Annotated in this window: 20 protein-coding genes and 4 pseudogenes; 10 read left to right on the top strand and 14 right to left on the bottom strand. The window is 62.6% G+C overall.

Translation table 11 applies throughout. The features are described from left to right. Positions 1 to 265 precede the first annotated feature (265 nt). Positions 266 to 445, bottom strand: a complete 180-nt coding sequence (locus F7R26_RS41350) for a hypothetical protein (protein ID WP_241754824.1) — start codon at positions 443 to 445, stop codon at positions 266 to 268. Positions 446 to 766: 321 nt separating this feature from the next. Here F7R26_RS41350 and F7R26_RS38575 point away from each other — a divergent pair. The 3 genes and pseudogenes from F7R26_RS38575 to F7R26_RS38565 all read left to right on the top strand — a co-directional run. Continuing rightward, a pseudogene (locus F7R26_RS38575) lies at positions 767 to 898 on the top strand (DUF7673 family protein); the annotation flags it as partial. Positions 899 to 1,242: 344 nt separating this feature from the next. Then, positions 1,243 to 2,166, top strand: coding sequence for a hypothetical protein (locus tag F7R26_RS38570; RefSeq protein WP_150984781.1), 924 nt, complete (start codon positions 1,243 to 1,245; stop codon positions 2,164 to 2,166). Positions 2,167 to 2,283: 117 nt separating this feature from the next. After that, positions 2,284 to 2,622, top strand: coding sequence for a DUF4224 domain-containing protein (locus F7R26_RS38565; protein ID WP_150984780.1), 339 nt, complete (start codon positions 2,284 to 2,286; stop codon positions 2,620 to 2,622). Between the two features lie 422 nt (positions 2,623 to 3,044). Here the strand turns inward: F7R26_RS38565 and F7R26_RS38560 are convergent, their stop codons facing one another. Continuing rightward, positions 3,045 to 3,491 (bottom strand): BON domain-containing protein, encoded by a 447-nt coding sequence (locus F7R26_RS38560; RefSeq protein ID WP_241754823.1) that lies wholly within the window; start codon positions 3,489 to 3,491, stop codon positions 3,045 to 3,047. Between the two features lie 1,140 nt (positions 3,492 to 4,631). Between F7R26_RS38560 and F7R26_RS38550 the strand changes: the two are divergent. Continuing rightward, positions 4,632 to 5,664, top strand: a pseudogene (locus tag F7R26_RS38550) (SDR family oxidoreductase). Between the two features lie 103 nt (positions 5,665 to 5,767). Then, positions 5,768 to 6,289: a DUF421 domain-containing protein gene (locus F7R26_RS38545; protein WP_150984778.1), complete on the top strand. Its 522-nt coding sequence runs from the start codon at positions 5,768 to 5,770 to the stop codon at positions 6,287 to 6,289. On the opposite strand, the gene F7R26_RS38540 is transcribed toward F7R26_RS38545, so the two are convergent. The 8 genes and pseudogenes from F7R26_RS38540 to F7R26_RS41345 form a co-directional block, all read right to left on the bottom strand. Beyond that, positions 6,286 to 6,945 carry a ParB/Srx family N-terminal domain-containing protein gene (locus F7R26_RS38540; RefSeq protein ID WP_241754822.1) on the bottom strand — a complete coding sequence of 220 codons (660 nt, stop codon included), beginning with the start codon at positions 6,943 to 6,945 and terminating at the stop codon, positions 6,286 to 6,288. The two genes, F7R26_RS38545 and F7R26_RS38540, sit on opposite strands and share 4 nt — an antisense overlap. Before the next feature lie 145 nt (positions 6,946 to 7,090). Continuing rightward, a pseudogene (locus F7R26_RS38535) lies at positions 7,091 to 7,942 on the bottom strand (PAS domain-containing protein); the annotation flags it as partial. Positions 7,943 to 8,256: 314 nt separating this feature from the next. Next, positions 8,257 to 8,712, bottom strand: a complete 456-nt coding sequence (locus F7R26_RS38530; RefSeq protein WP_150984777.1) for a PRC-barrel domain-containing protein — start codon at positions 8,710 to 8,712, stop codon at positions 8,257 to 8,259. A gap of 512 nt (positions 8,713 to 9,224) precedes the next feature. Continuing rightward, positions 9,225 to 9,548 carry a hypothetical protein gene (locus tag F7R26_RS38525; protein ID WP_150984776.1) on the bottom strand — a complete coding sequence of 108 codons (324 nt, stop codon included), beginning with the start codon at positions 9,546 to 9,548 and terminating at the stop codon, positions 9,225 to 9,227. 651 nt (positions 9,549 to 10,199) lie between these two features. Next, positions 10,200 to 10,946: a DUF4397 domain-containing protein gene (locus tag F7R26_RS38520; RefSeq protein WP_170301800.1), complete on the bottom strand. Its 747-nt coding sequence runs from the start codon at positions 10,944 to 10,946 to the stop codon at positions 10,200 to 10,202. 595 nt (positions 10,947 to 11,541) lie between these two features. Beyond that, positions 11,542 to 12,084, bottom strand: a complete 543-nt coding sequence (locus tag F7R26_RS38515) for a DUF6496 domain-containing protein (protein WP_150984775.1) — start codon at positions 12,082 to 12,084, stop codon at positions 11,542 to 11,544. A 419-nt stretch (positions 12,085 to 12,503) separates the two neighbouring features. Further along, positions 12,504 to 13,523 (bottom strand): DNA topoisomerase IB, encoded by a 1,020-nt coding sequence (locus F7R26_RS38510; RefSeq protein WP_150984897.1) that lies wholly within the window; start codon positions 13,521 to 13,523, stop codon positions 12,504 to 12,506. 142 nt (positions 13,524 to 13,665) lie between these two features. After that, positions 13,666 to 13,916: pseudogene (locus tag F7R26_RS41345) on the bottom strand (low affinity iron permease family protein); the annotation flags it as partial. A gap of 322 nt (positions 13,917 to 14,238) precedes the next feature. Here F7R26_RS41345 and F7R26_RS38500 point away from each other — a divergent pair. Beyond that, positions 14,239 to 14,634, top strand: coding sequence for a PDC sensor domain-containing protein (locus tag F7R26_RS38500; protein ID WP_150984774.1), 396 nt, complete (start codon positions 14,239 to 14,241; stop codon positions 14,632 to 14,634). A gap of 212 nt (positions 14,635 to 14,846) precedes the next feature. Continuing rightward, entirely contained in the window at positions 14,847 to 14,975 is a 129-nt protein-coding gene (locus tag F7R26_RS41565) for a hypothetical protein (RefSeq protein WP_277820380.1), read from the top strand. A 111-nt stretch (positions 14,976 to 15,086) separates the two neighbouring features. Here the strand turns inward: F7R26_RS41565 and F7R26_RS38495 are convergent, their stop codons facing one another. The 4 genes from F7R26_RS38495 to F7R26_RS38480 are packed head-to-tail and all read right to left on the bottom strand — an operon-like array spanning position 15,087 to position 17,991. Beyond that, entirely contained in the window at positions 15,087 to 15,770 is a 684-nt protein-coding gene (locus tag F7R26_RS38495; protein WP_150984773.1) for a glycosyltransferase family 2 protein, read from the bottom strand. Beyond that, entirely contained in the window at positions 15,767 to 16,459 is a 693-nt protein-coding gene (locus F7R26_RS38490) for a class I SAM-dependent methyltransferase (protein WP_241754820.1), read from the bottom strand. The genes F7R26_RS38495 and F7R26_RS38490 overlap by 4 nt, the downstream gene beginning before the upstream one ends. Then, positions 16,404 to 17,507 carry an acyl-CoA/acyl-ACP dehydrogenase gene (locus F7R26_RS38485; RefSeq protein ID WP_150984772.1) on the bottom strand — a complete coding sequence of 368 codons (1,104 nt, stop codon included), beginning with the start codon at positions 17,505 to 17,507 and terminating at the stop codon, positions 16,404 to 16,406. The genes F7R26_RS38490 and F7R26_RS38485 overlap by 56 nt, the downstream gene beginning before the upstream one ends. 34 nt (positions 17,508 to 17,541) lie before the next feature. Continuing rightward, entirely contained in the window at positions 17,542 to 17,991 is a 450-nt protein-coding gene (locus F7R26_RS38480; protein ID WP_150984771.1) for a PA2169 family four-helix-bundle protein, read from the bottom strand. A 363-nt stretch (positions 17,992 to 18,354) separates the two neighbouring features. Here F7R26_RS38480 and F7R26_RS38475 point away from each other — a divergent pair, with 363 nt between their 5' ends. The 3 genes from F7R26_RS38475 to F7R26_RS38465 all read left to right on the top strand — a co-directional run bounded on the left by F7R26_RS38475 (position 18,355) and on the right by F7R26_RS38465 (position 22,616). After that, entirely contained in the window at positions 18,355 to 20,712 is a 2,358-nt protein-coding gene (locus F7R26_RS38475) for a catalase (RefSeq protein WP_241754858.1), read from the top strand. 10 nt (positions 20,713 to 20,722) lie between these two features. Continuing rightward, positions 20,723 to 21,445, top strand: coding sequence for a PIG-L deacetylase family protein (locus F7R26_RS38470; RefSeq protein ID WP_150984770.1), 723 nt, complete (start codon positions 20,723 to 20,725; stop codon positions 21,443 to 21,445). Positions 21,446 to 22,016: 571 nt separating this feature from the next. Then, the gene (locus tag F7R26_RS38465) at positions 22,017 to 22,616 is read left to right on the top strand and encodes a type 1 glutamine amidotransferase domain-containing protein (RefSeq protein ID WP_150984769.1); all 600 of its coding nucleotides are present in this window, start codon (positions 22,017 to 22,019) and stop codon (positions 22,614 to 22,616) included. Positions 22,617 to 23,288: the final 672 nt, after the last annotated feature.

Genomic DNA, 23,288 nt, shown 5'->3' with positions numbered 1-23,288 from the left:
GCTCGCGGGTTTCTATTCCAACCCTGTGCGGCATCCTTCTGGGTAGCCAACAACGGCCTCGGAGACGACCCACCTGCTGAGGCACTCTACGAAGCACACAGAAGCCCGCAAAGTGGCGCTCATACACGACCTTGCCCTGATGCAGCACGATAAAGCCATCGGTATGCGTATCGCGCAGGTAGTCGGCCAGCCGGACGGTATTGCCCGCTATGGCAAGCGTGGTGGCGTCCAGCTCCGTGCCTGGTTGACCCGACAGGACCAGCGGCTAATTGGCATGTTGGATGCCCACAGTTGACGACATCTCGCGCGCATGCGGGAACACCCAGCGCATATACGGCGGGCGCAGGCCGTTGCCGCGGCTGATTTGCGTGTCGGGTGGCGGCGGAAAGCCCTGCATGACTTCGTCCTCGGCAACAACCGAAGGCTGGCCGGTACCTTGCGCCATCGATACGCTCCTCGGCATCACCAGCAGCGCCACGGCTAACCACGCTCAACTGCGTACGGTTTCCGTCCTGCGCGATGCAGATTGCGCTTGCATGGTGTCTCCCTTCTTGTCGAAGCGGCTGCACAGCGCTGCGCCGCCTTATGTGCATGGGGTGCGACCCTGCACGGTTCAGGCCGCGGGCGCCCATGTTGAAGGAGGGAAACCAGGACCACAATGATGTATTCGGAATAGAGTCATAACCCGGCGGAAGTCGTGCAGCGACCGCAGCTACTTTCGATTGCCGGCCGGCGTCTATCCTGAACCTTCCTTCCTGGTTCTCGAGTGGAAGATGTGGTCCAGCGTGTGTACAAACGGGCCCGCCGCGTCGCGGACTTCCTGCTCGCCTGGTGGAACGCCGGCGAGTGCAGCGGCTTCGATCTGACCAATCTCTGGCAGCTGGACGACGAACTGGTCTACGCGATCCAGTGCGCCTATCCAGCTGGAAGGCCGACCCGGCAAGCATTGCGCTGAACTGGCGCGAAGTGCACGAGTTTGGCGATGGCATCGGCGCCGCCCGGGTGGGTAAGAAGGCTGCCGGGCGCCTGCTCGACGGCGTGCAGCATGATGGATTCCCTCGGAACGCGGCATGACGCGCCATACCACTGAATCACTTGGTCAGGTCGCCACGAAGACTCAGGATTTTATCGAAGTCCACAAGCGCGTCTATCGGGTCCTGAACAGGGCCCAGGCCAAGCAATGCGCGCTCGACATTGATCCTCTCAAGGCATTCGCGTGTCTCCTGCCCTCAGCACAGCCACATGGTGCACCTTGTCTACGCCAACCTTGTCAGCAAGCTCTTTGTCGAAGGATTTTTCCTTAGTCATCGTAACAACCCTCTAGCGTGCTTCCAATCCTTGGATGTGCCTGTCAATTGCGGCTTGAATGCACGCGAAGGAGGCGACAAGGGCGCTGTCAATGTCCACGAATCGCGCGGCCGCGATATCGTCAATGGGCACGTGAACCGACGTCCCTGGAGCCGTGAGTTGGACTCGCTGGGCAATGACGTGAAAACCGGCAGCGGGATCCCCATGGACTGTCGAGGACATTTCAAAGCCTCGATAAACACCTTTTCGTTGCTCTTCCATCGTCTCCCTCCCAAGTCAAGGGAAATCCTAGCATGGCAGCGCGTGCGGCTTCTCGCGCCCCCGTTTGCTGGACGCGATCTTTTGTTCAACTTTGGCCCACTGCTCCTGAAGGGTGGGGTGTCCGGCAGCGATCAGCCTAGCGTTGGACCGATCCATCGTCTCACGCATCAGCCTGGCGAGATCAGCGACCTGGAGAGCGGCACCAATGCCAATGGCGCCGGCGACTTCCTTGCTGAAATACTTTTCCATTTGCGTCATGTTGGGGCGGCGGATAACAAGGCTGGGAGCAAACACCTAGGTGCGCAGCGAAGCGCACAACAACTTGGTGTCGATGGCAGCCCGTGCGAAATTCTCGGCTTCGTGGATCGCCTCCTGCGCGTTCCGGACCAGCCTGTGCTCCCGGCCATCGCAGAGGAATCTGAAGGACATGACCTCCTCGGGGCTTTCCGACGCGCTCCCAACGAAGGGAAATGCGTGGTACGTGGCGACCCAAAGGCCCGTGAAGCTTTGCTCAGCAAAGACAGTTACCTCGAAGTCGCGATAGTCGAAAAATTTGGCGGGCATACAGGGGGCTTCTTTTTTTTTGCCGCATCGTAGCACGATGCGCTCCGAAAAAGTGCCGATTAGTCCGTGCGTTTACCGGCCACATACGGAAATCGCATTCGCCCGTGTGATGCGTAAAACATGGCAGAAGTGGAAGCAGCAGCGGAATGTATGCTTGAGACAACCCGGCAGGACTGGGAGAAGCGCATAGGATCACTGACCCTGAGCAGAGAAAAAATCATCGCGGCGACCGGTTACGGGCGCGCCGCGGAGCAATTGGAAGCTCTGCACAAGGCCGGAATCCCGGCCGACCGTCGGCCCGATGGAAGTGTGCGCGCCCGGCGCCATCACATCGCGGGTGTCGGCAGCCAGCTGGCGCAGTGGCGCACCACTGACTCATTGCAGACCGCCGGCCAGCCTTGGTGGCGTGTTGGAAGTGGAGAACCGTCTGCGCGTGCCACGCCCCTCTGGCTCCGGCTGGGCGGCGGGTTCGGGCACGGTCTCGCCTGACCGGACCCCTTAAACAACAACTGCCGCCGCGCGTTTTCGCCCGCGCGATCACCTTGCGTGAGGGCGCCAAGCGGACGGTGCCACTTGGCGCCCTGCTTTGCGCCCGGCTCACCATCGGCGTTATCACGTTGCGCAGGAGACTCATATCACATGTTGCGTCCCGCCGTACCGGCGCGCGCCTTTCTTGACCGGCATCGCGTACACCTCGTGATCGGGCCGCAGCAGGCACTCGCCATGGTAGACCACCGCACTGGTGCGCGCCGCTCGAGTACGAGTTGTGCGTGAAGCGCCTCAGCCAGGCGGGCGGCCGCGGAAACGGAAGCGCGGCACGAGAACCTGGGGGCCCGGATCGTAGACTGAGGCTCCGCGCTGCTCAGGTGAGTCTGTCCTGCGGGGTATCCCCCGAGCAAGTCGGTTGCGGACTAGCGCGATAGCACCTTCAGTTTGTCGTTTACCGAGCTCACGCCCTCAACGCTACGCGTGGCATCGACTGCGAGTTGGTGCTGGGCCTTTGTCGGCACCGAGCCGCTCAGGTTGACCGTGCCGTCCTCGGTTTTCACGTGAATGCCCGTGGACTTCAGGTCCTTGGTAGCAAGCAGCTTGGTCTTCACTTTGGTTGTAATGGCGCTGTCGCCGACGGATTGCTCGACCTTGTTTGCGCTCACGTCAGTGGTGGCCGCGGGCCGCTGGTCGCGGTCACCTTCGGCGCGCGCCGGCATGCCAGGGCCCGAGTTGGGTAGCACAGCCGTTGTGGTGTCGGCGGCGACGCGCATGAAGCCGCCTGTATCGATCGCAAAGGCGCTGGCAGTCGCGACCGTCAGCGCAGCAGCGGCACAGGTCATGCGCAGGGTAAGTGCAGGAATTTTCATCGCTCTCTCCTTATGGCGTGGTCAGGTTCGGCATGAGCAGCCACACGAGTTGAATCCATGAGTCCTCGTGAACCGCATGAACGCGAATCGCAAGAAGCGTACCTCCCCGACACGGAGCGACGCAGCGGCAAACTGCCATGCATGTCACACCCCGCTATGCTGCGACATGTGTAATTCGGAGCAGTAATTTGTAATTCCGACCAGCGCACGATCGAAGCCAACACCGCCTCTGCACGCCGGCTGTGCTATTAGAGGCAACCAGGCAGGCGCGCCGATTGCAGCTATGGTGATGCGGCAAGTCCGCCGCGTCATGGAGACGATCATGGGACAGCAGCAACAGCGATCAAGTTAACCGCAATCGGGCCAGAAGCAGAAAGACCAGTTGCAATCTGGCCAACGCGCCGGCCAGCAAGGTAGCGACCAGGACAAGAAGCGGAGAGGTGGCGGCCAGATGGACAATCAGGACAAGGGCCAGGGCCAGTAGTGCCAGGGCCAGTAGTTACAGCAGGACCGCAGCGGCGCGCAACGGGGCGGTCAACAGGGCTATCAAGGGGGCCAGCGCCAACGTAAGCGCCAGCTCTATCCGGGGCGTGTAGCAGCAACATGTGGTGCTGCCCTGATGCATTACGGAGATTGGCGAGCCGAGACTTCGGGTTACGGGGTGCCGGCTTTTTCTTGTTTTTCCTATGCGCTGATTGCGGGTGTGCGGTCTCTGCATGTGCGGCAGGGGAGACCGGTTTCGGCGAGTTTCTCTTCTGGCCATACCGAAAGCACTTTCCCCCGCCTTGCGAGCTCTCCGAAAGTCTGCGGCAGCTTTCTTCCGCGCCAGCTTGAGGCCATTCGCGCATGAAGACGCCCTCCGTAAACTCGAACGCCACGAGCCGAAGCCGGATCACCCTCCCCTCTAGTCCGGCCCATTCACGCTCCTTTACCTGCAAGGATTCCCTAGGCGCGTAGTTTCTACACGCATGATCCCATCCGTAGTGGCCATCGCTACGAGCGAGCGACTTTTAGATGGGACGATTTTGCCTGCTGTCGAATGTACCTGGCCTGGGTATTGCACGTCGTCAATCATCGACTAGGTAACTAGGTATGGCTGCAAGCAGGTTGCAGCTATCCGACGTTAACGGAGGAACTATCATGGCCAATGACGATATCTCACCGGCCCGGCGACGGCTGCGTCGGGGAGCGGGCGCCACGCTGATGGTCTCGATAGCGCATGCTGCGGGGCAAGGCAAGGCAAGGCAAGGCGAGGCGCCGAGTGCCGCAGTGGGCGAAGGCCCTGCAAGTACGCTGCGTCTGCGCGATCCCAGGCGCGACTATACCGCTCCACCCTTTTCCGAACAGACCCAACAATGGCTGGACTTGCGAAGAAAATGACGCCACGGCCCGACCATGGCGAAGAAAGCTATCGGGGTTCTGGGCGACTCGCGGGACGCAAGGCACTTATCACTGGTGGTCATGCCGGTATCGGCCGTGCGGCCGCGATCGCATTCGCGCGCGAAGGAGCAGATGTCGCCATCAACTATTTGCCCGCGGAAGAGCCGGATGCCAGGGAGGTCGTGCAGTTGATCCAGGAGGCAGGGCGTAAGGCAGTCGCACTGCCCGGCGATATCCGGGACGAGGCATTCTGCCGTTCACTCGTGGAGTCTGCTGTGCGCGGCCTGGGAGGGTTGGATATTCTGGTCAATAACGCCGGCCGGCAACACAGTGCAGACTCTATCCTTGATATCACAACGGAACAATTTGATGGACATTCAAGACAAACGTCTACGCCATTTTCTGGATAACCAAGGCGGCGATCCCGCACCTGCCGCCGGGCGTCACCATCATCAACACCAGCTCGGTAAATGCCACCGATCCATCTGAGAACCTCCTCGACTACGCCGCGACTAAGGCTACGATTACCAATTTTACCAAGGGACAAGCCAAACAGATGGCGAGTCGCGGAATCCGGGTCAATGCTGTCGCGCCCGGCCCATTCTGGACGGTGTTGCAAGTCACCGGAGGACAAACGGTAGAGAAGCTGAAGAAATTCGGATCGGACACCCCCATGGGCAGACCAGGCCAACCGGCAGAGTTCGCGCCGCTTTACGTGCAGCTCTCGGCGTTGGATTCGAGCTACGTGACCGGCCAGGTCTTTGGCTCATCAGGAGGAACCGGCATCCCGTAAAAGCAGGCGGTCCAAACGACTTGCGAGCGCACCCGAAGGGAAAAAAATTGGACCATGGCACTCACTAGCGAGACTGTAGAGCAACTCAAAACACCCCACACAGATGACCGCTGCAAATGTTCTCGAGACTCTGTTCGCCGCCACGCAGCATCCTATTTGGTGGCAGGCGATGCTGCGCGCCGCAGTCGTCTTCGTGATCGCCTGGGCGCTATTGCGGTTGGCTGGGCGTCGTTCTTTTGCCCAAAAGACCTCGTTTGATCTGTGCATCATGCTGTTGCTGGGCGCAGTTCTGTCGCGTGCCGTGGTGGGCGCGACCTCCATGGGCACCGCAACGGGTGCATCGGCTGTCCTCGTGCTTATGCATCGGTCTGTCGGCTGGCTCGCCACGCGATTCTCTGCGTTCGACCGCATCGTCGGGGGCAATCCGATTGAGCTGCTTTCGAAGGGGACGCTGGATCGCGACGCACTTGCACGCACCGAGATTAGCGAACGCGATCTCGCCGCCAATCTCCGCGAGTCCTTGCAGACAGAGTCGCTATCTGGGGTGGATCGGATTGTCGTGGAACGCGACGGAAAAATCAGCTTCGTGCGTCGAGCCAATGTGCCGGAGTCGTCAGATAGCTAGGCGCCCAGATAGCCGGGAAGCTTGCGGGCCGTGCGGCTGCGCGCAAGACGCGTGGCGTTAGCTAGCGCCTGGGCGAAGCCGTGAATGGTATGCAGATCGCCCTTCACATGTTTGCGGAAGAATGCCGCCCATTGAAAATCTGCGTAGGCGCATTTCGGCTTCCTGTACCCACCTGCGTTCCGCGCGAATGCCGCGAGGCTGCGGTATGGGTCATCTATCATTCCTTCCACCGTTGGCGGCAACGCTGAGATGGCTCGGTGAACGCCTTGCTCGTCGTAGGGATGGACGTCGCCCAGCTCCGACATTCGTCGCCAGAATGCGCTCTTGCCAAGCTTGTGCAGGTCACGCACGACAACAATCGGTGTCCGTTCCTTACCGAGCTCCAGCCATGCGCGGGCCCAATGATGATGGTCAATAATATAGAGTTGACCATTGGGACCCAGAACGGCCTTGATGGGATGTCGCTCCATGAACGCCTGGAACGTTGCCATGTGAGCCCGGCTCGCGTCCATTTTTTGTCGCACATGATCCATGCCCAAGGTGAGTTGGGTCGGATGAAGCGCTTTTATCAGCGCCACCGTTGTGTGAGATCCCATGATTTCCCCTTTTTCGTCACGGCTTGCATCGTCAGATGCGACTTGGTCGAAATGCAACATCCGTGCCCAAGTCCAGGCCTTGCGGGTCGTGTGGAATGAACTACGCTCGCTTTGTCGGTATCATTCGCATCGAACCGGCATTCGGCCGATGCCTTTCGGCCGCGCACGACACCTGCGGGCTTCTATGCGCCTCTGGCGCGCGCGTCAGCAATTTGGCTACGCCGCTGCAATAGAAACGCGAACCATCCTTGCGCACATGCCAACGCTCTTGATCGACTCGGCCTTCATCGCGGGCCCGCTGCAAATCGTTCTGCGGCTCGATCAGTTCGCGGTCGTCTTGGGAATAGAGAGATTCGAAGGGCTGCCCGATGGCCTCGCTTTCATCGAAGCCAAACATGCGCGATGTGCCCGCGTTCCAGGTCACGATCAAGCCGTTCTCATCAAGCGTAATGATGGCGTACTCTTTGGTGTTTTCCGCCACGACGCGCATGCGCCTTCCGCCCTCGTGCAAGCGCTCTTCGGCTTCCCATCGCGCGGTGATGTCAATATAGGTAAGCACGGCACCGTCGATGCGATCTTCCGCCGTCCGGTAAGGCATGATGCGAACAATGTACCAATGTCCGTGGGTACTCCTCACTTCTCGCTCGATCCTGCGCAGTTAGCTGAATGCTTCTGCCGTATCCCAGGCAAGCCCGTCATATTCAAGCCGGTGCGTGATGTCGAACGGTGGCCGGCCAACATCCGAAAGGATGATGCTGAACACATCCACCGCACGGGGAGTGAAGCGCTTGATGCGCATGTCCCGCTCAACGCAGATGGTGCCAATATCATTGGCCGTGATCAGGTTCTGCAGGTCGTCATTCATCTTGGCGGTCTCGTCTACCTTGGCTTTCAGTTCCGTATTTACCGTAACCAACTCTTCATTGATGGATTGGAATTTCTCCTTGCTCGCCTCGAGCTCCTCGGTGGCCGACCACAATTCTTCGTTGATGGCTTGCAACGCCTCATTGGAAGCCGTCAATTCGTCGGTGGACGTCTCCGATTGCTCGATGGTGGACCCGCAAGCCGGGACCGTTACTGGGAAATCCTCGGAGGAGGAGAATAGATACCGCTTTCCGCCGAATAACCGGCTCGCTCGGACAAAAGCGACTCGCCCTTCAAAGCGAAGCCGGGGCCGCAGAGCGACGATAGAAGCCAGCCGCAGGCCCCAACCTCAAAGGCGAACCAGCGGCATCTCAAAAAGACCTTCCCCGCAATCCGGCGAAGCCCCTTCCCTTCATGCCGCAGAACCACAGCGCAAGAAAGTCGGCGGACACTCCACCGACTTTCACCCTCACTCCCCCCTGTTCACTGCTTCTCGCTCCCCGGGTGTCAGCCCCTTGCGTCGTAATTCTCGGATTCCCAGTACGGCGATATTCCGTAGTACTCATGGATGCTGGTGGCCCACCGCGAGTCCGCCATGCTCGGCCAATGGTCCTTGTCAAAGCCTGGTGCGGCCTTTAGGCGGTCTTTCTCGACCCCGAGCACGAAGCACTTGCGCCGAGTGTCCAGCGTGAGAGCGGACCACGGCAGCGCGAACAGCTTTTCGCCGATGCCGAGAAAGCCGCTCATGGTCATCACGGCATAGGCTACGCGCCCGCCTGGCACGTCGATCATGATATGGTCGATGGTGCCGATGTTTTCACCAGCGGGATCCACCACCTTGTTGCCTTCCAGCGTGTCGGCCGCCATCACGAACGGGCCCGGGCCCGGAGAATTCTGGTCAACCCAGCCAACAATGGAGGCGCCTGACTCGAGGCCAGGATTGTGTGATTCGACTGACGTCATGGATAACTCCTTGCTTGTAGAAAGTCCTGGACCCAATGTTGCTGCTCACGAGCGTCGACTCTGATCGCGATCTGCCCGCTCCACGTCCTCCGCTTCGCCCGTGTGCAGCGGGGTCCGCAACCGCTCGTCGTTCTTGCGTCTGGCATGCGCGGCAAACATTACGGCAAACATTACGCCTGCATTGCGAACCGACGGCAGACCGGCACGCGGATTGCGCCGGCCGTCGCGCGCCTGCGCACCGACCTGGATCTCACGTAGGCGCCGTTCGCCGTGCTGATCAGTACGCCGCCGAGCGCTCCGATTCCCGATTTTCGTGCCCCTTGATGCCATGGTTGCCACCGACCGGATTTTCCCCGTACTACCTTGGAGGGTTGACATAGAAATGGCTGGGGTCTTATTCGGTGAGGCCCGGAACCTGCAGGCGGCTGGCGGTGGTCTCGCCTCGGCGAAGCTATCGAAGCGCACTGCAATGATCGACGGCATGCTTGCTCCTTTCAGGTTAGCGGTGGCGGTCACTTGCGGTCAGTGGTGCCCGTACGACGGCCGGCGGGCTTGGCGCCGACTGGCTGGTGTTCGCTACCGCGCTTGAGCTTCCAGTCCACATTGTCGCGCGCAGTCTGCGTCCTCTTTTCGGCATGCATGGCTGCACTGGGTGAGATCGGATCGCTGGCTGGGAAGCTCATTTCCAGCGCGTCGTCGACGGCGGCCTGGTAGGTCTTCGTGCGATCCTCCTCGCCGGTGGCTGGGCGCGCGGCGGGCGTTGCGTGTGACTTGCCCGCCTTCGCCGGCTTGTGAGTTGCCGGCGCGGCCTTGGGTGATTTGCGGGCGTCTTGCATCGCGGGGTCCTCCTGGATGGGATTACCACAACTAGTGCAATTGGCGGGCCAGTTTGCATGTTGAGGCGTCCAACAGTGCGTGCAGACGGCATAGTCACGGCTGCGCGGGCGCCGCGACCTCCGAAACGCTTGCCCGTTGCGCCGGGAGCGGTGCGCACTTTGTGCGCGAATCGGTAAAAACTACAGGACGGCGTAAGGGGAGGAATGCTTCTGGCGGACACGAACCGGCCGCGAGGCGCCACGCTAGGACGGCGTGGCGGGAAACTTCATGGAGATGAAGACGATGCCTTTGCGGCACAGGCCAAGTGGGTCGCCTACGGGAAATCGCTGTTCGACGGCGCCCGGCAGGTGCACGGCTATTCGGTCCGCTAGACCCATCTCATCGCCATCTGCGCCTACCGGCTGCAGGGCTTCGATGACGACGCGGTGGCCGTAAGCTGTCGCTTCCGGCGGCACCTTTCCCCCCGACGGCCTCAAGCACATCCGGCTGACAGCGCAGGCGATCCATGGCTGCGTTGGCTGGTCGCTCACGCGGATAGTTGAGCGTCAAGCTAAGGTCCGGCAAGCGACCTTAGTTGTTGCCGCAGATCGGCGAAGTCCCCAAGAGAAGGCCGATCCGCAGGTCCAGGCTCTCGCGAAAGATGAAGCCTCTTACTGGGTAACCAACTCAAGCCCAGCTTGCGATTCGTCATCGCCGCGGGCGACGAGAACCTTGATCTTGTTCGGTACTGTCGCACCGATGCCGTCGACCGGGATTGTGGTGATCAGCCAGTCTGCGTTGTTCGCCAGCGTCAGCGCACCCGAGTCAAAGATCACGGTCTTGGTGCCGGCCGTGGTGATGCGCAGGCGATAGGTGCCGCCATTCAGGTTGATCGAATCGCTGCCCGATGCAGGTACAGCCGACTTGTAGGCGACGGCTGCAAATGTGGGCGTTGCCGCTGCTAGGTCAGCCGCCGGGACGGTCAGGTAGATATCGACATTCTGTGCATTGAACGATGCGTTCAGGCTGCGAACAGGAGCCTTGTCGGAGAACAGGTCCTTCTCAAACGGGTCGTCGATCTGCAGTACGTCCGCTGCAGTGGCACCGGGCAGAGCAACCACCGTGTATTTGTGGCCGGTGTGCGTGCTCACTGTGGTCCGACCGAGTTCCGTATCCGTGTTGGTAACATTGAACGAGAACGTCTGATTTCCCTCATCCACGTCGAAGTACTTCGAAACGAATTCGTTCAGCAGGTTGGTTTTGGAGCCGTTCTGTAGCACATCTAGATTAGGGCCGCCGGTAGTAGCATAAATCACGCGCACAGTCGGCTCACTGACGCCGACGCGGGCACCGATGCTGTCATCCCCGCCACCGCACGCTGAGAGGACTGCCGTTGCGGCGAGTGCTAGGCCAAGGATAAGATTGGTCTAGGATCGGAACATGTGTCACCTCTATTCGTTGGAACTTGGGCGTGCTGCCGCGCCCCGCAGAGGCATGCTGCGGGGCCAGAGTGCAAAGGTGGCGGTGCATGCTTGCAAGTGCTGTACCTGCAAATCGCCCTGAACCAACGATAGATAGTAACCACGACCGCAAGCAGGTGCCCGGCTCCGAATTTAATGTCGGACGATTCCGACCGAACTCACGAGTGAGAAACTGGTGGGAGCACGCCTTGCGTGCAGGCCCACGCGCCGCACAGAGTCCGTCAAGCTGACTTGCGCCAGGTCATGCAGCTGGAACACCCGGCACTGGCAGAGCCGTCAAAAGAAAGGTCGGTGTAGAAGGCCTGCGTCGCCTCGGCCTTGGCCGTCTTATGCTGAGCACCGATCTGGACGACCTGATAGCAGCATCTTGGTGAAACCGTGTCGAGCTAGGTTGCCTTCGGGCGGCTCGCCGATCACGCGCGCAACGGTACTGTGGCAAAGAAGGTGTCATCCCCGTACATTGAGTTGTGCCAGAAACCCGCAGCCGGAGAGGCGCCGTCCCCTCGCCTGCCGGCCGGCTGCTGACGGGATGTTAGCGCCCTGCCTGCTGTCTCGTTGCACGCGTGCGTGCGGCCTTGCGGGCCGCTTGGGAGCGGCCAGTCGGCCCCTTGGTTGCGGCGGCCTTCTTTGCGGAAGCGGAACGATCGGCCGCAGTACGTGTGCTTGCCGCGCGCTTGGCCTGAGCAGACAGCGCCTGATGCGAAGCACCAGCTGTGCCCTCCCGCTTGAGAGCCTCAAGGGCAACGCGGGCGCGCGTAGCCTTGCTTTCTGAACTAACCCGTCGCGGCGTCGTTTTGTCGTCGCCACCCATAGCGGCGGACTTGGCGGGCAATGTCGTGGTGTTCGCGGACTTGGTCCCCACCTTTGTAGCGTCCTTCTTCGTCGGCACATCAACGCCTGCTCGGCGCGCCTCCGACAAGCCGATCGCTATGGCCTGCTTGGCCGAGCGCACGCCGTGCTTACCCCGGCGCACTGCTTCGATCTCGTCGTGAACGAAATGGCCGGCCTGGGTGGTCGGCGCCTTGCCAGCCCGCTTATCTGCCCTGGCTTGCGCTATGCTCGATGCTCTTGGCATGGTCGTCTCCATGACTGCCAGCGGTCATCCGGCTTGTGCCATAGCAGATGCGATGTCCGCGGCATTGATCGGGCCCACCATCTGCCGGCGGGCTCAAGACGTCTGATGCAAATGCCGTTCCAGGCTTGCTATCATTGCGCCCACAGCGAATCACAAACGCGACGGTGCCGTCGCGTGCGAAATCTGCACACCCGACGGCGAATCTACATGTGCTTGCCCGCTGATCGGGGCCAGACCCACAACCCCCACTTCAGCCCCGGAATCCGCCACATCAACGGCCCGCTCGGAGCCCCGTCGCAACTTCGCGGTCGGTTACCCATGGATTCCGCCTTGCGCACATTGCCAACGCTGCCGAGCTACGTGGGTCGCCTTCCCCCCTGTGGCGTCGAGCGGGCCGGGCGACCACGCGGTCCGTTCAGTTAATGTGCCGCCGCCCGTTGCGAGAGGAGTTTCAAGAGCCGCGCTTCGTCTACGCGCAGCCGGCTGATGTTGGCAACGCGCGCACAGCCGGACAACTCGTCCTTCATGAACGCCTCAATGACGTCGGGGTGGACATAGCACTTGCGGCAAACCTCGGCTGTATTGCGCAGGCGCTGCGCCACGCCCTTGATGACCTCCGCGACTTGCTTCTTGCGCGCGGTCTCGTTGCTGTCCGCGCCGGCCGTGCGCAGCATCGTCAACGCATGCACGCTGCCGGCCCAGGTGCGAAAGTCCTTGGCAGTGAAGTCTCCGCCGGTTGCCGCCTGCAAATAGCCGTTGACGTCAGCCGAGCCGATTTCGCGGATCTGCCCGTCGCTGTCGCGGTACTTGAACAGAAGCTGGCCGGGCAGGTCGGCGCAGCTGCGCACGACGCGGGCCAGACGACGATCGTTGACCGACACGTCGTGGCTGATGCCGCTCTTGCCGGTGAACTGGAAGCGCAGGCGGCTGCCACGCACGGTGACGTGGCGGCGGCGCAGCGTGGTGAGACCGTAGGTACGGTTCTGCTGCGCGTAGCGCGGGCTGCCAACACGCACGAGCGTGGCATCGAGCAGCAGCACCACCGCCGCAACCACTTTCTCGCGTGGCATGCCGTTGCGCCCAAGGTCGCGCGCGACGCGCGCGCGCAGCCGCGGCAGCGCGGTGCCGAAGGTCGCCAGGCGTGCGTACTTGTCGGAATCCCGGAGTGCACCCCAGTCAGGATGGTAGACGTACTGCTTGCGGCCCCGCGCGTCGCGTCCGGTGGCTTGGAGGTGCCCCGCCGGGTCAGCGCAAATCCAGACCGCTTCATACGCCGGAGGAATCGCCAGCGCCGCAACGCGCGCCAGCGTCGCGGCGTCGCGCACCGGCTTGCCGTTTGCATCGAGATACGCAAAGCCGGCGCCGTAGCGGCGGCGCGTGATGCCCGGCGTATTATCATCGACATAGCGCAATCCGGCCTCGCGCAGCCCCGTGCGCATGGCTTCGTCGATACCGGACGGGGGCAGGTTACTGTCCACGAAAGGCGCCTCCCTTTTCGAGAGTGGTGCGCACGGGAGGCCGAGAGCGACACAGCTGTGCTACGGGGCCGTCGCCGCTCGGCCCGGCACACTGCCGTGCCCGCTCTTCGCTCGAGATCAGCATGTTCCTTGCTTCCTTGTGCAAGACCAGCAGCTCGTTGAGCTTCAGATCGACAGCTACAGCGCCCTTGTTCTGGCTTTGCTGGATCAGGAACACCATTAGGAAGATGATTATGTTGGTGCTGGTGTTGATCACCAGATGCCACGTTTCGGAGAAGCGCCGAAGAGGGGGCCCGTTTTAGCCCACGCCACCTGCGCATTGCGGGCGAGCTGTCGAACCGAAGCAGTGTGTATGCTGGCTTGCTCATTTTCAATCCTGGCCGCCAACTACGCTCTCCTTTCATTGTATAGAGCACGCCGCAAGTGGTTCAGCGGGCGCTGTCCTACAACGCAGGCTACCCTCGTAGGCCGCCCAGTGGTGGCCTCAGGCCGCTGGTCGCGCGGTTGCCAGGTGTTGAGTGAGTACAATCGGCGCGCTCGCGCTTGGGTAGAGTAACAACCTAAAACGAACATCCGGATAGCCTTGGCCCGCGTCAAAGACGTTACTCTAAAGGCACGCCGTATTTTCGTGGCCAGCAGCATTGCGCTCGCTGTCGCCATCGCGCGATAGGGGGTTGTGCACTGTTCAAAATGCGTCAGGACGCGTTGGCACGCGCACAAGAGGGGGGCCGCCAATCTCTCGCTGATCCTGGAGCGCGATATCTCTCGCAATCTGGAAATCTACGAACTGTCGATGTACGCCGTGATCGACGGCGTCAAGGACACCAAGATTCTCCGGTTGTCTCCTGCCATCCGCCAGCTAGTGTTGTTTGACCGCTTCACGACCGCGACGGACGTGGGTACCCTGCTGGTGACGGACGAGCAAGGCAACCTCGTGCTCGACTCCCGCTCAACCCCTCCCCGTCCCGTCAATCTCGCTGACCGCGATTACTTCAAGGTACACCGCGATTCGGCCACCGTCGGGCTGTATATCAGCCAGCCATTCCAGCCGCGCCTGTCGGATGCTGGCTAGTCGATCGGCCTTAGCCGCAGGCTGTCGCACGCCGACGGCAGCTTTGCCGGCATTATCGTCGGCACCCCACCTGCCGCCCCCAGCAGCCGGCGTGCCTGTACGACCTCTTCTCGGCGGACCTGGAGCGCACCCAGGGCAACTCCTAGCTACTGCCGCTCGCGCCCCTTAGATTTTTACCGGTGAGCCGGCGCTGCTCTTTCCGACCGACCAGCATGCGTCAGTCGCTGCAGAAAGAGTCTCTATCTGGCGCCGAGCGGATCGTGGTCGAGCGCCACGGGAAGATCAGTTTCGTGCGTCAACCCCAAGCGGCCGAGGCATCCGATCGCGGCGCCACCAGCTAGTTGGAGCACTGCGGGCTTTGTCGGAAGTTGGACTGGCGATAAGATCTTGGAAGGCATTGCCAGCGCGATGCCAATCGGGCGTCGTGGAATGAAGCCCAACGTTGTCAGCTCCTATGCCGACGGGCCGGTGAGACCCGAGTGCGGTTCATCGGCAAGTGCGCGCAAGTATCCCGCGAAGCCATCGCGCACCCGAGCATGCCGGCGTGCGCTGGTTACCACGCGCGGTGCCGCACTCCAGGCGATGCTGGCGCCGCTGGCCTGCAGGGCACGTACCAAGGCGACATCCTCGCAACGTTGCAGTGGAAGAAACCCGCCGCAACGCACGTACGCATCCGCGGCCACGCCCAGGTTTGCGCCGTGGATGTGACGGTGACCATCCTGTTCGTAATACCGTTCCAGGTAGCGACGTCGCACCGACTCCGCGTTGTCTTGCCAGTCCTCAATACGCACGCAACCACAGACGGCGTCGGTGCCTAACTGCAACTGCGTGCTGAGCCAGTCCGGCGAGACAATCGTATCCGCATCGGTAAACGCCAGCCAGCGCATGCCGAGCGACAGCGCGTGCGCTGCACCCACCGCGCGCGCCATGCCGACATTGCGTGCTGCGATGCACAGGGTCAGCACGCCCTGCTCGGTTGCGATAGCCGCCGAGCGATCCTGGCAGGCATCCAGCACCACGATGGCCAGAACCGCTTCGCCGCGCAAGCCTGGGCAAGTGGCCGCTCGCGCGACCGCGTGCAGGCAGGCCGCAAGGCAGCCTTCTTCGTTATGCACTGGCACGATTACGCCAATCATGCGATACCCTCCCGTGCTGCCACTGAGCGTCCTCCCCGCGTCCAGGCCTGCATCAGGAAGTCCGCTTCCACATGCGTGGCAATGCAGTCCAGCCCGGCATGCTGCCCCAGCAATTCGTGGGCCCGCTCGGACGAAATCATACGTTCGCCAAATGGGCGCCTCCAGTGGCAGGCCAGCAGCAGGCCGCCCGGTGCGAGCGTACGGCGCACGCGATGCGCCATGTGCTCGACGCCGGCGTCGGACAAGTAGTAAGCAAGCTCGCTGATGACAATCAATTCGAAAATGCCCCTTGGCCACCCCGCTGGTACGCTCAATGGCATCACGTGCACGTTTGCCATCCTAGCCAGACACTGCCGCGCGACGTCGACTGCGCGGGGATGCATATCTGCCGCGAGCAGGCTGTCGCAGCGCAGCGCCAGCACCGCGCTGAGTTCGCCGTTGCCGCAGCCTGGCTCGAAAGCGGAGCGAAAACGTGGCCGATCCAGCAGCGCCAGCACGAGATTGCGTTTGCGGGCCTCATACCAGCTGTTGCGATAGGACCACGGATCGTCGCTGCGTGCATATAGGGCGTCGAAATGGGCTGGAATGGCCGCTGCTGCCACGGAACTGCCAGGCGCCTGCGAGCCGGCCGGCTCAATTGCCGATACAGTGCGACGAGTCATGACTAAATAGGTGTGTGAGGAAGTCATCTTGCCTGTCCTGCATGTCGTCCGGCCCGAGCGGCAACCAGGGCGCCCAGCCTTGGTCGGCGCCCCGGCCCTGCGCTTGACCCGCGAGTCCGGTGCCGAGGGCGGCTAGGTCGCGCTCGCCATGGCTCTGGCGCAAGAAGACCTGCATATCGCAGAAGCGTGTGGCCAGGGCGGCATCGTGGCACAAGGGTCCGGCGCCAAGGGCGCGGCTTGCATACGCCATGACCTGCGTAGCCGCCGTTTCCGCGGCAAGGCGCGCGCGCCGCACGACATGCACCGCATCGCCTGCGGGATGCGCGTCGACCCAAGCCGCGGCCTCGCGCAGCATGGCCCACGCACCCCGCAAGGCAACATCCGCCGCGCCCAGTTGGACGGCGTCATGGGGGTCGGCGCGGCGGGCCACCTGCGCGCGCAGCGCAAGGACAAACGGCACCACTGCACCTAACCAGCAAGCGGCGATGCCGGCGCCGCCGTGCCAGAAGCCGGGGCGGTCCAGGTAAGCGCCGGGTTCCCCCAGCGACCGCACCGGCGTGCCGTCGAACACTAGGTCTGCTGTGCGTGCCGCCACCATCGCTGGCGAGCGCCAGGCGCTTTCATCGATCGCGATGCCAGGCGCATCGAGCGCAAGGATGGCGAGGCACGCTTGCCCCTGCGCGTTCCAGCAAGTGAGCAAGGCATGGGTAACCAGGGGCGCGCCCGAGCACCAAGCCTTGCGGCCACTCAGACTAACGCCGCATTCGGCGTGCTCGTCCACGTGCAGCGCCACGCGCGCATCCGGTGGCTCCGCGGCCCACACCGCCCAGCGCGAACCGGCCTGCGGCGCAGAGGCGCCGAGTTCGGCGAGGATGGCGAGCGCATCCGTGTGGGCTTCGAACAACTTGACCAGGGAGACATCCCTAGCCGCTACTTGTGCAAGCAGCATCCACCGTTGCCAAGTGTTGCCGCGGCCGGGCAGCGGTATGCCGCCGTGAATGCGTGCGCCCGCCTGTTCCGTCAAAAGCCGAAACAGGCGGGCCACGTGGGCTTCCCCATAGATGCGGTTTGCCATGGCGTGTTTATCTCGTCCGGCGCGGCGTCAGTCCTCAGACCGCGCGATAACGGTTGCGCAGGTCGCGGATCAGGTCGTGGTTGCGTAGCACCCCTTGGTACTGGCGTTCCACTAGCGCCAGAATGTCGGAGCTCAGTTCCGTTTCCTGCAGCGCATCGGCGTACTTCTTCTTGGCTAGGTCCTCTCCCTTCTCGGTTTCCTCCAGGATGGCCAGGTCGTTGCGATCGGCCACCGCGGTGCGCAGGCTGACCCAGCCGCGATGCAGGGCGCCGGCCACGCTGCCGTGTTCCTCCGGCTTGCCGCCGAGCGCTGCCACCTGCGCCTGAAGTTCCGACACTGCCGCGGCAATCTCGGCAGCGCGGCTGGAGAATAGCGACTTCAATTCGGGGTTCTGTGCGTCTTCGGCTGCCTTGAGAAACCCTTGCTGGCCGTCACGGGAAACTTCGATCAGGTCGTTTAGTACGGAAATATTTTTCTCAGCCATGTCAGCTCCTAGCAAAGTGAGGCGATTTAGAGATTCAGAATGGAAGGGCGCCGTGAAGACGACGTATCGGTGAAGCGGACCCGGTACCGGACACTCCTGTGAACCTTGCACGGGCCACCCCTCGACAGTACGAATGCGCGCGTTCGTATGCTGTAGGAAGGTTGCGCGAATGCTTGTCGGCGCGTGCCTACAGGATCGGCACACCTTGCTGCAAAAATTACATCTCCATGAACAATGGGCGTTTCCTGCCAGGCGGGGAAAGCGGAGCAACCGTTGGCACGCAAAAGCGCAAGTGCGCGGCACAGGCCACCGTCTGGGGCATTTGGGGATAACGCAGTCGCGCTGGCACGCTAATTGCCGTGGATGAAGCCTTCCTGTTTATCTGTCGACTTCCCTTTTCGAGGATTGGCCATGGCAAAGAAGACGCCTGCTTCAAAAAAGACCTCGGCCGCCAAGCCGTCCAACATCAAATCGGGCGGCAACGGTGCAAGGATGCCCACGCGCGTCGACAGCGGTGCCGCGCCGGACAAGGTTACGGGTGCCCCGACCAGCGATGTGACGCGGATCGCAAGCCGCGCGGCTACCGGCGCGGATGCCGCATATGACCGTGCCGTGAAGGAGCGGCTGTCTCCCCAGCCGAAGGCGCTTGGATCCGACACGGTCGGCAATGTGGTTTCCAATGAAGACCGCGTGTTGACCACCAACCAGGGGATGCCGACCGGCGAAGATGACAACTCGCTACGGCAGGGCATGCGCGGCCCGACGCTGCTGGAGGATTTCCTGCTGCGCGAGAAGATTACTCACTTCGACCATGAGCGCATTCCCGAGCGAGTGGTCCATGCGCGCGGTGCCGCCGCCCACGGCTACTTTGAGCTGCACGAATCGCTGGCCGACTACACAACGGCGGATTTTCTGCAACGCACGGGTGCGCAGACGCCCGTGTTCGCTCGCTTCTCCACCGTAGCGGGCTCCCGCGGCTCCGCGGACCTGGCACGTGATGTGCGCGGCTTTGCCGTCAAGTTCTACACGCGGCAAGGCAACTACGACCTGGTTGGCAACAATATGCCGGTGTTCTTCATCCAGGATGCCATCAAGTTCCCGGACTTTGTCCACGCGGTCAAGCCCGAGCCACATAATGAGATTCCGCAAGCCGCCTCGGCGCACGATACCTTTTGGGATTTTGTGTCGCTGCAGCCGGAATCGATGCACATGGTGCTGTGGACCATGTCCGGGCGCGCGCTTCCGCGCAGTTTCCGCACCATGGAAGGCTTCGGCGTGCATACCTTCCGGCTGATCAACGCGCAGGGCCGCGCCACCTTCGTCAAGTTCCACTGGAAGCCGGTGTTGGGCGCCCATTCCCTGGTTTGGGACGAGGCGCTCAAGATCAACGGCAAGGACCCAGACTTCCACCGGCGCGACCTGTGGGAATCAATCGAGAACGGCGCCTTCCCCGAGTACGAACTGGGCGTGCAACTGGTGCCTGAAGAAGATGAGCACCGGTTCGGCTTCGATCTGCTCGACCCGACCAAGTTGATCCCAGAGGAACTGGTGCCAGTGCGCCGCGTGGGCACGATGGTGCTGAACCGCAACCCGGACAACTTCTTCGCGGAGACCGAGCAGGTGGCGTTCCACCCGGGGCATTTGGTGCCAGGCCTGGATTTCACCAACGATCCGCTGCTGCAGGGCCGGCTCTTCTCCTACCTGGATACACAGCTCACACGGCTGGGCGGACCCAACTTCCACGAGTTGCCGATCAACCGGCCGCTTTGCCCGGTGCACAATAACCAGCGCGACGGCTTTATGCGCCAGACCGTGGTGAAGGGTCGCTCCAGTTACCAGCCCAACGCCGTGGGTGGCGGCTGCTCATTCCTGGCGGGCGAGACCGACGCCCACTTGGGCTATGCCGAGGCTGCAGCGGACGGCGCGGCCAAGGTGCGCCAGCGCAGTGAGACTTTCTCTGATCATTTTTCTCAGGCCAACCTGTTCTGGCGCAGCCAGTCAGACATCGAGAAGGCCCAGATCGTGGATGCCTACACATTCGAACTCTCCAAGGTGGAGATCCCCGGCATCCGTGCCCGCGTGGTCGGCCAGTTGGCCCACGTTGCGCCCGAGCTGGCCAGCGGCGTGGCGAGCAAGCTTGGCATTGAGGTAGCGCCAGTGGGCCGGCCAGCCGAGATTGATGACTATGGCATCGAGGCTTCGCCGGCGTTAAGCCTGGCATCCCAGCCTAAAGGGGACATCCGTGGCCGCAAGATCGCCGTGTTGGTGGCAGATGGCGTCAGCGGCGCGGCGCTCGCCTCGCTTAAGGCGCGCGCCGGAGCGGCCGGGGCATCCGCCAAAGTGATCGGTCCGCGCGCCAATGGTGTGACCTCCGCCGAAGGCGAAGCGGTGCCGGTGGATCACGCGCTGCCGTCCGTGGGTTCGGTGCTGTTCGACGCTGTGTACGTGCCCGATGGCGATGTCAGCGCGCTGCAGGCCGATCCCGCCGCTCTGCTCTTTATCTGTGAGGCGTACAAGCACTACAAGCCGGTCGGCGCGGACGGCTCCGGTGCCGTGCTAGTTGCGGCAGCCGCGCGGGCCGCTGGAATCGAAGGCGGTTTTGCCGGGCCGGGCGTGGTGCTGGGCAAGAAGGACGCGAGGGCGCAGCATGACGCGTTCCTCGAAGCCGTGGGCGAGCATCGTTGGTGGGCGCGTCCAGACGCCGCGCGCATCATAGCCTGAGGCAGGCGTGATGCGGAAGCCGAGCGCACTGGTCATCTCGCCGCACCTTGACGATGCCGTGTTCAGCTGCGGCGAGCTGATGGCGGCATTACCCGGCGCGCTCGTGATCACGGCGCTGGCGGGCCTGCCGCCCGTCGCCATGTCAGCGCCGCCCTGGGATGCCACCGCAGGCTTTGCCAGCGCCCGCCAGGCGGTACTGGCCCGGCGGGAGGAAGACCGCATTGGACTCGCCATGCTGGAGGCGCAACCACTTTGGCTCGATTACCTCGATGGACAATATGGCACGTCTCCATCGCAGGCAGCATTGGCCGAGGCGCTGTCGGCGGTACTGCTTACACTCACCGATTCGCTCGTACTGGCACCGGCCGGCCTGCATCATAGCGATCACGGCATTGTCCACGCCGCATGCGCGGTGGTCTGGGAACGGGATTCGGCACGGCCTTGGTTTTTCTATGAGGATGCAATTCACCGCCGCACGCCAGGCGCCCTTGACCGCCAACTGGCGACGTGGAACGACGCAGGGATCGTGGCTACGCTTGCGGCACCGTCCGGCTTGCGTTCGCTTCCTGTGACGAAGCTGCGCAAAGCCCGCGCCGTGGCCGCCTACGCCAGCCAGTATCCGCTTTTCGGTGGGGAACAACTGGCCGACCTGACAGCGCCCGAGCGCTACTGGCAGTGGGAGCGCAGACATTGGGCTACGGCGAGAGCATCTGTCACCACGGCGTGCGCCTGAGCGTGCACCGTGCCGGACATATGCTCGGCTCGGCCCAGGCGCGGCTGGAATGCGGCGGCGAAGGGATCGCCGCGCAACGATAGACCGCCGCCAGCGGAGGCATGGATATTGCCACTGGGGATTGACCAAGCCATTTTTGCGTGCGATGCCGTGTCTATGGAGGTCCGCCAAATTAACGTCAATCTGCCCGGCCCGCCTGCGGAGCGCTTCATGCACGACGGCCCCGGCCGACGCCGGAGCAGCAACAGACTGCCGATGCCCGCAAGGCCAAGGAAGCCGAGGAAGCGCCAAGCCGACGTCCTGGCGCGAATCCAGGACAACCTGGCCGCTCGCTTTGGCAAGGGCGGCGGGTCGGCGGCGCAATCCGCGTCGACCCAGTTGCCGCAGAAGGCCGTGGAAGCTCCTGGCAGCGCAGGCCCTAGCGGCGGCACGTCGCCAAGCGCCGAGGCCCACAGTGGCGATGCGTCGCGCAAGCATGACTGTTCTACACGCTGTTCGCCAAAGCTACACGGCGCCCTGGCGATTGCCGTCCCTCCCTCAATTTCAATGCCTTCGATCCAAGGAGCCAGATATGCACAAGAACCACGAACGCTTCCCGACCCCGCATGCGGATGATTCCTCGACTGCGCTCGCCGGCAAGCGCGTTGCGCTGCTTGTCACTGACATGTTCGAACAGGTCGAACTCACCGGCCCGCGCCAGGCCTTGCAGCAAGCCGGCGCCACCACCGTGATCGTGGCGCCGCAAGACGGCGAAGTCCAGGGTGCGCATCACGCGGCCAAGGCCGACCGTTTCAGCGTGCAGGCCGTGCTCGCCGAGGCACAGCCCGACGATTTCGATGCGGTGGTGCTGCCAGGCGGTGTCATAAACGCGGATAGCTTGCGTACCAGGCCAGAGGCGCAGCGCTTCATCAAGAAAATCCAGGCTGACGGCAAACCGATCGCGGTGATCTGCCACGGTGCATGGCTGTTGGTGTCCGCTGGCCTGGTCAAGGGACGCACCCTGACCAGCTGGCCGTCGCTGGCCGACGATATCCGAAATGCTGGTGGCGAATGGGTGGACCGCGAGGTCGCTCGGGACGGCAACTGGGTCAGCAGCCGCAAACCAGACGACATTCCCGCCTTCAACCGGGAGATGGTGGCTTTGTTCACTGCGGACGAAAGCGCGCGCTAGGGCGTCGGGACGATTGCGGTACGTTCCCGGAATGAAAGCGCGTGCGTGGCGTGCTGACGGACATCTCGCGCCCCCACACCCGGGAAATTCTCTCACCGGCCTACAGCACCTGTTTGGCCTCCTTTCGTATTTCGGTGGCCACGCCCGGCCCGGTTGACGTCGGCGCGCGGCAGGCAGCGCCATCGGTGGGCATCAGTCTCAAGGGGCTGCATAACCGCACCTGATGAGCCATATGGTCAGACTCCTTGCAAGCGGGCCGCGATGCCGGCGGTGGAACTCGCGGGCCGCAAGTGCCACCGCACGGCGGGTGCGTGCGCATTTCTGCCTGCTCTGCCACCCCCAGAACGATAGATTTTACACAGTCTGCCCGCCCGGCGCCGTAAGCCGCACTCCACGCGCCCGCCGGTTTTTCGCCGCACGCCCTTTGCCTGCCTTGCTATCCAGGTTTTTCTTCAATTTCAGTTCAATGCCTGGCACACGCTTCGCATATCCCTGAGGCACGAGTCCAGCCGCATTCCCGCAAAGGGCTTGAGCAGCATTAGAAAGCGCTTCGCCAACGCGGGCCACTCTGATGACGCGCGGTCCCGTGCCATCGATGCGGCACAAGATCCTCATTTTCCATCACCCGGTAATCTGGCAACGGATTCCGAAGGAGGTGCACCTTGAGTTCAA

It is taken from the genome of Cupriavidus basilensis (assembly GCF_008801925.2).
GTDB lineage: Bacteria > Pseudomonadota > Gammaproteobacteria > Burkholderiales > Burkholderiaceae > Cupriavidus > Cupriavidus basilensis.
Note: the sequence above shows the minus strand (reverse complement) of the source record. Positions and strands in the feature narration are given on the sequence as shown.

Excerpts from the sequence above, each read along its gene's own strand:
- F7R26_RS38465 (WP_150984769.1), top strand. The coding sequence starts at position 22,017 with ATGCACAAGAACCACGAACGCTTCCCGACCCCGCATGCGGATGATTCC.
- F7R26_RS38570 (WP_150984781.1), top strand. The coding sequence starts at position 1,243 with ATGGTGCACCTTGTCTACGCCAACCTTGTCAGCAAGCTCTTTGTCGAA.
- F7R26_RS38490 (WP_241754820.1), bottom strand. The coding sequence starts at position 16,459 with ATGACTTCCTCACACACCTATTTAGTCATGACTCGTCGCACTGTATCG.
- F7R26_RS38480 (WP_150984771.1), bottom strand. The coding sequence starts at position 17,991 with ATGGCTGAGAAAAATATTTCCGTACTAAACGACCTGATCGAAGTTTCC.
- F7R26_RS38485 (WP_150984772.1), bottom strand. The coding sequence starts at position 17,507 with ATGGCAAACCGCATCTATGGGGAAGCCCACGTGGCCCGCCTGTTTCGG.
- F7R26_RS38495 (WP_150984773.1), bottom strand. The coding sequence starts at position 15,770 with ATGATTGGCGTAATCGTGCCAGTGCATAACGAAGAAGGCTGCCTTGCG.
- F7R26_RS38510 (WP_150984897.1), bottom strand. The coding sequence starts at position 13,523 with ATGCGCACGGGGCTGCGCGAGGCCGGATTGCGCTATGTCGATGATAAT.
- F7R26_RS38565 (WP_150984780.1), top strand. The coding sequence starts at position 2,284 with ATGCTTGAGACAACCCGGCAGGACTGGGAGAAGCGCATAGGATCACTG.
- F7R26_RS38525 (WP_150984776.1), bottom strand. The coding sequence starts at position 9,548 with ATGCAAGACGCCCGCAAATCACCCAAGGCCGCGCCGGCAACTCACAAG.
- F7R26_RS41565 (WP_277820380.1), top strand. The coding sequence starts at position 14,847 with ATGCGTCAGTCGCTGCAGAAAGAGTCTCTATCTGGCGCCGAGCGGATC.
- F7R26_RS38475 (WP_241754858.1), top strand. The coding sequence starts at position 18,355 with ATGAAGCCTTCCTGTTTATCTGTCGACTTCCCTTTTCGAGGATTGGCC.
- F7R26_RS38560 (WP_241754823.1), bottom strand. The coding sequence starts at position 3,491 with ATGAAAATTCCTGCACTTACCCTGCGCATGACCTGTGCCGCTGCTGCG.
- F7R26_RS38530 (WP_150984777.1), bottom strand. The coding sequence starts at position 8,712 with ATGACGTCAGTCGAATCACACAATCCTGGCCTCGAGTCAGGCGCCTCC.
- F7R26_RS38545 (WP_150984778.1), top strand. The coding sequence starts at position 5,768 with ATGACCGCTGCAAATGTTCTCGAGACTCTGTTCGCCGCCACGCAGCAT.
- F7R26_RS41350 (WP_241754824.1), bottom strand. The coding sequence starts at position 445 with ATGGCGCAAGGTACCGGCCAGCCTTCGGTTGTTGCCGAGGACGAAGTC.
- F7R26_RS38540 (WP_241754822.1), bottom strand. The coding sequence starts at position 6,945 with ATGTTGCATTTCGACCAAGTCGCATCTGACGATGCAAGCCGTGACGAA.
- F7R26_RS38470 (WP_150984770.1), top strand. The coding sequence starts at position 20,723 with ATGCGGAAGCCGAGCGCACTGGTCATCTCGCCGCACCTTGACGATGCC.
- F7R26_RS38515 (WP_150984775.1), bottom strand. The coding sequence starts at position 12,084 with ATGCCAAGAGCATCGAGCATAGCGCAAGCCAGGGCAGATAAGCGGGCT.